This is a genomic window from Rhizobacter sp. P2_H3, assembly GCF_056403355.1.
Genome location: NZ_JBFUFQ010000548.1, coordinates 1 through 560, shown reverse-complemented (window position 1 = coordinate 560; position 560 = coordinate 1). Strand labels below are relative to the sequence as shown.

At 71.8% G+C, this 560-nt stretch carries 1 protein-coding gene; it reads right to left on the bottom strand.

Annotation, left to right across the window (positions count from 1 at the left end; translation table 11 throughout):
* Positions 1-560: tetratricopeptide repeat protein (locus AC1D1T_RS32965; protein WP_477993578.1), on the bottom strand; the 560-nt coding region annotated here is incomplete at both ends.

Genomic DNA, 560 nt, shown 5'->3' with positions numbered 1-560 from the left:
GCACGCGCCGCTGCGGCCACGGGTGCGGAAGCTGCCCCACCGCCCGCACGCAGCTCGGCCAGCGTCTGCACGACCCACTTCGCGTAGTCGGATTCGGGCGGCAGCATCGGCAGCAGCTGCTGCCACTGCGCCGCCGCCGTCTTGAAATCCTGCCGCTGGTAGGCCGCCGTCGCCGACATCGACAGCGCCATCGCGTGGTTCGGGTCCAGCGCCAGCGCCTGCTCCACCAGTTTCAGCGGCCTGCCCTGCAGGTCGCCTTTCGCCAGGTTGGCCAGCACGTCGGCGTACTCGGTCAGCAGCACCGGGTCGCGGTCCAGCGTCTCGCGGCCCATCTTCTCGAAGGCGTTCGCCGACTCGGCCAGCCGGCCCATCGCGCGGTACGAGCGGGCGAGCACCATCCAGGCCTTCGAATCGTTCGGGTTCTTCTCGACGCGCGCCACCACCGTGGCCAGCATCTGCTCGATCTGCTGCTGCGTCACGTCGCTGTGCTGCGCCGCGGGCGGGACCAGTGCGGACGGGGTGCCGCGCCAGGCGTAGAGGCCCGCCGCCAGCACCGGCAG